This window comes from Castellaniella sp. (assembly GCF_034007085.1).
Classification (GTDB): domain Bacteria; phylum Pseudomonadota; class Gammaproteobacteria; order Burkholderiales; family Burkholderiaceae_B; genus Castellaniella.
Window position 1 is genome coordinate 1 of record NZ_JAVERO010000155.1, and the last position, 4294, is coordinate 4294.

General features: G+C 66.3%; 5 protein-coding genes. 4 read left to right on the forward strand and 1 reads right to left on the reverse strand.

Going from position 1 to position 4294, the window contains the following annotated elements; translation table 11 throughout:
• The 4 genes from RBR29_RS10745 to mgtE form a co-directional block, all read left to right on the forward strand.
• A partial coding sequence (locus RBR29_RS10745) for an inositol monophosphatase family protein (RefSeq protein ID WP_320349200.1) occupies positions 1–572 on the forward strand: 572 nt, incomplete at its 5' end.
• A 1-nt stretch (position 573) separates the two neighbouring features.
• Complete coding sequence (locus RBR29_RS10750) at positions 574–1776, forward strand: M20 aminoacylase family protein (protein WP_320349201.1); 1203 nt, start codon at positions 574–576, stop codon at positions 1774–1776.
• Between the two features lie 154 nt (positions 1777–1930).
• On the forward strand, positions 1931–2323 hold the full coding sequence (locus RBR29_RS10755; protein WP_320349202.1) for an acyl-CoA thioesterase: 393 nt from the start codon (positions 1931–1933) through the stop codon (positions 2321–2323).
• Between the two features lie 13 nt (positions 2324–2336).
• Positions 2337–3818: a magnesium transporter gene (gene mgtE / locus RBR29_RS10760; RefSeq protein WP_320349203.1), complete on the forward strand. Its 1482-nt coding sequence runs from the start codon at positions 2337–2339 to the stop codon at positions 3816–3818.
• Positions 3819–4077: 259 nt separating this feature from the next.
• Here the strand turns inward: mgtE and RBR29_RS10765 are convergent.
• The coding region (locus RBR29_RS10765; protein WP_320349205.1) for a type II toxin-antitoxin system PemK/MazF family toxin at positions 4078–4294 on the reverse strand (217 nt) is incomplete at its 5' end.

Sequence of the window (4294 nt, forward strand, 5' to 3'; positions counted from 1 at the left end):
CCCTGGACGGCACCACCAATTTCATCAGCGGCATCCCGCACTATGCCGTGTCCATCGCCCTGATCGGCCACACCGGTTGCCGCGCAAACGGCCGCGACCCGCTGCCCCAGGATACGCCGCTGATCGGGGTGGTCTACGACCCGAACCGCGAGGAACTGTTTACTTCGCTGCACGGCCTGGGCGCCTGGCTCAATGGCCGCAGGATCCAATGCTCGTCCACGGCGACGCTGGATCAGGCCGTGCTGGCCACCGGCCTGCCCTTCCGGGACTTTTCCTTCGAATCCCGCTACATGCCGACCCTGCATGATGCCATCCATGTCACCCGGGGTATCCGCCGCCTGGGTTCAGCGGCCCTGGACCTGGCCTGGACAGCCTGCGGGCGCTACGATGGCTACTGGGAAATGGGCCTGGCACCCTGGGACGTCGCCGCCGGCGCCGCGCTGGTCCGCGCCGCAGGGGGGGTGTGCGAGGACATCAACCACCAGGAACCCTGGCCCAGAGGCGGGTACGTCTACGCCGCCAATCCACACATCGCCACCGCGCTGGACGACCTGATCCATCGGCACACATGACATGACACGACAGATCCTCGACACGCTGGACGGCTGGTTGCCCGAACTGACCGATATCCGCCGCGCAATCCACGCCTGGCCCGAACTGGCCTTCCAGGAAATCCGCACGGCCGACACAGTCGCGCGCCTGCTGGAATCCTGGGGCATCGAGGCGCATCGGGGCCTGGGCGAAACCGGCATCGTGGGCCGCATCACCGGCCGCGGACCGGGCCGATCCATCGGTCTGCGGGCCGACATGGATGCGCTGCCCATGCCAGAGGCCAATACCTTTCCACATGCCAGCCGCAATCCAGGCGTCATGCACGCCTGTGGCCACGATGGCCATACCGCCATGCTGCTGGCCGCCGCCCGCTACCTGGCCGGACACCGCGACTTCGACGGCGTCATCCACGTGATCTTTCAACCGGCTGAGGAGGCCGGCGGCGGTGCGCGCCGCATGATCGAAGATGGCCTGTTCGAACAGTTCCCCATGGATGCGGTATTCGGCATGCACAACTGGCCCAGCCTGCCGGCAGGCGTATTCGGCCTGACCGACGGTCCCATCATGGCCTCCAGCAGCACCTTCGAAATCACCCTGCGGGGCCGGGGCGCCCATGGCGCCATGCCCCACCTGGGCGTGGACCCTGTGGTGGCGGCAGCCCAGCTTACCCTGGCGTTCCAAACCATCCTGACCCGCGACCTGGACCCGCTGGAATCCGGCGTCATCAGCGTGACCCAGATCCACGCCGGCTCGGCAGACAACGTCATCCCCGACCAGGCGGTGATGCGCGGCACGGTGCGCACGCTGTCACAGGACACGCTGGATCTGATCGAGACCCGCATGCGGGATCTGACCGGCCCGCTGGCCCAGGCGCTGCGCTGCGAGGCGGATTTCCACTTCCACCGGGAATATCCAGCCACCATCAACCATCCCGATCAGACTGCGCTCTGCACCCAGGTCCTGACCGAACTGGTCGGCGCCGACCGGATCGATACCCAGGTGCGGCCGTCCATGGGCGCGGAAGACTTCGCCTTCATGCTGCAGGCTCGACCCGGCTGCTACGTCTGGATCGGCAACGGCACGGGCGATCACCGCACACCGGGCCACGGCCTGGGCCCCTGCACCCTGCACAACGGCAGCTACGATTTCAACGACACGATCATCCCGCTGGGTGCCGCCTACTGGGTGCTGCTGTCCTACCGCTTTCTCGCAGCCGCCACCTGACCCCGCTGCCATCGGACTGTGCCGCTGCCTGAGCCGGACCGGCAAGCAGGCACTCCGGCGTCACGTGCCCTTCATGCCGAATGGTTAAAATACGCGCTTTGCCGGAATACGCGCCCCCAAAATCATGACGTCCGGCGTTCACTCCGAGGTTGCCATGACCACAACCCTGCCCTCTTCCGAACATCCTGTCGTCCTGCGGGTCATGCCCATGCCCGCCGACGCCAACATCCACGGCGACGTCTTCGGGGGCTGGATCATGGCCCAGGTCGATATCGCCGGGTCCATCCCGGCCACGCGGCGAGCAGGCGGGCGGGTCGCCACCGTGGCCGTCAACGCCTTCACTTTCAAGCAGCCCGTCTTCGTCGGCGACCTGCTCAGTTTTTACGCCCGGATCACGCATACAGGCCGGACATCCATCACCGTGTCGGTCGAGGTCTATGCCGAACGCCAGCGCCTGGAAGCCGAGGTCGTCAAGGTCACCGAGGCTACCCTGACCTACGTCGCCACCGACGAAAACCGTCACAGCCGCCCCCTGCCCCCGATCTGAGGAGCCCATGCCGATGGCCGATCAGCCCGCCACCGCAGAGACCGCGACCCCGGTCGTCATCCCGCGCCGCCTGGATCCCGAAGACGCCCAGCTCGCCCTGCAAGAACTCCAGGCCATCCTGAAACGCCAGGAGGTCGTGGACGCGCTCGCCCAGCGGCAGCATGAAGACGAGGACGGGTCGAACCTGCTGGAAGGCATGCTGCAACGCCAGCACGAGGACGAAATCCGCCAGATCGTCAACGCGCTGCACCCGGCCGACATTGCCTTCATCCTGGAATCCCTGCCGGTGCAGCAGCGCCAGGCCGTATGGCAGCTGGTCAGCCAGGAACACGACGCCGACGTGCTGCTGGAAGTCGAGGACTGGGTCCGCGAATCGCTGATCGAGTCCATGGACCACGACGATCTGATCGCGGCCACGGGCACCATGGACGCCGACGAGATCGCCGATCTTGCGCCCGATCTGCCCCCCGATGTCATCGCCGAGGTCCAGAAAGGCCTGACCGATGCCGAACGCGCGCAACTGGTCGCCGCCATGGGCTATCCAGAAGACACCGTAGGCGCCATCATGGATTTCGACATGGTGCGGGTGCGTGAGGACGTGACCCTGGAGGTCGTGCTGCGCTACCTGCGCCGGCTGCACGAACTGCCCGACCACACTGACCAGATCTTCGTCGTGGACCGCGCCGACCAGTTGCGCGGCACCCTGTCGCTGTCGCGCCTGCTGCTGAGCGAACCCGAAACCCTGGTCAATGCGGTCATGGAGCCCGACGTCCTCAGCCTGAATCCCATGGATCCCGATACGGACGCCGCCAATGCCTTCGAACGCTACGACCTGGTGTCGGCCCCGGTGGTGGACGAACAAGGCCGGCTGATCGGTCGCGTCACCATCGACGAGGTCGTGGACGTGCTGCAGGAAGACTCCCAGGAACAGGAACTGTCACGCGCCGGCCTGCAGGAAGAAGACATCTTCGCGCCCGTCCTGGCTGCCCTGCGCAACCGCGCGCCCTGGCTGCTGATCAACCTGTGCACGGCATCCATCGCATCGCTGGTGGCATCACGCTTCGAGGACACGGTCAGCCACATCGTGATCCTGGCCTTTTTGATGTCCATCGTGGCCGGGATCGGCGGCAATTCCGGCAACCAGACCATGACCATGATCATCCGCGCCATGGCCACGGGCCGCGTCACCGGCGCGAACATCACGCAACTGGTCAAGCGCGAACTGCAGGTCACATTCCTGGTGGGTTCCTGCGGCAGCCTGGTGGCAGCGACCTTCGCCTGGGTGATCTCGGATTCCTACGCCGTCGCCGGGGTGATGATGGCGGCCATGGTCGGCAACATGCTGATCGGCGCGGCGCTGGGGGTGCTGATCCCGCTGCTGCGCGACCGCTTCGGCAAGGACCCCGCCATGGGCTCGTCGGTGCTGCTGACCTTCGCCACGGATTCGCTGGGATTCTTCCTGTTCCTGGGACTGGCGACGGTGTTTTTGCTGTAATTTCCGGTGGGTTCTTGTGCGGCACCTCGACCGCGCGGCCCCCTTCCGGACGCGCCGCTCACCCGGTTCCGGCTGCGCCGGAACTGCCCAGGCTCCAGGCCATCATCGGGGCGCTCGCCAAACTCGCAAGGCGCTCAGTCCCCCGGACTGAGCGCTCCCGTCTTGCTCGAACAGTGGCTCGCTTGCCTCCCCGCTGACGGCCTTCCGCCTGGCGGGCTCGAACAGCGCGCCCGGAAGGGGGCCATGCGGTCCGACGAGATCAGGGAAGCTGCAGCAATGCCTTGATCCGGGCCTTGATGTCCGCGAGTTCGGCGGCCGTGGCCTGGCCCTTGCGTTCAGCCTGACGTGATTTCCAGTCCAGGCTCTTGATTTGATCGGCCAGAGCAACCCCCAGGGCGCCGCCGCCACTCAGCGGGACCTCGAAGGGATAGCCTTTGACCTGGCTGGTGATCGGAACACAAACCATCAGGCCAGAA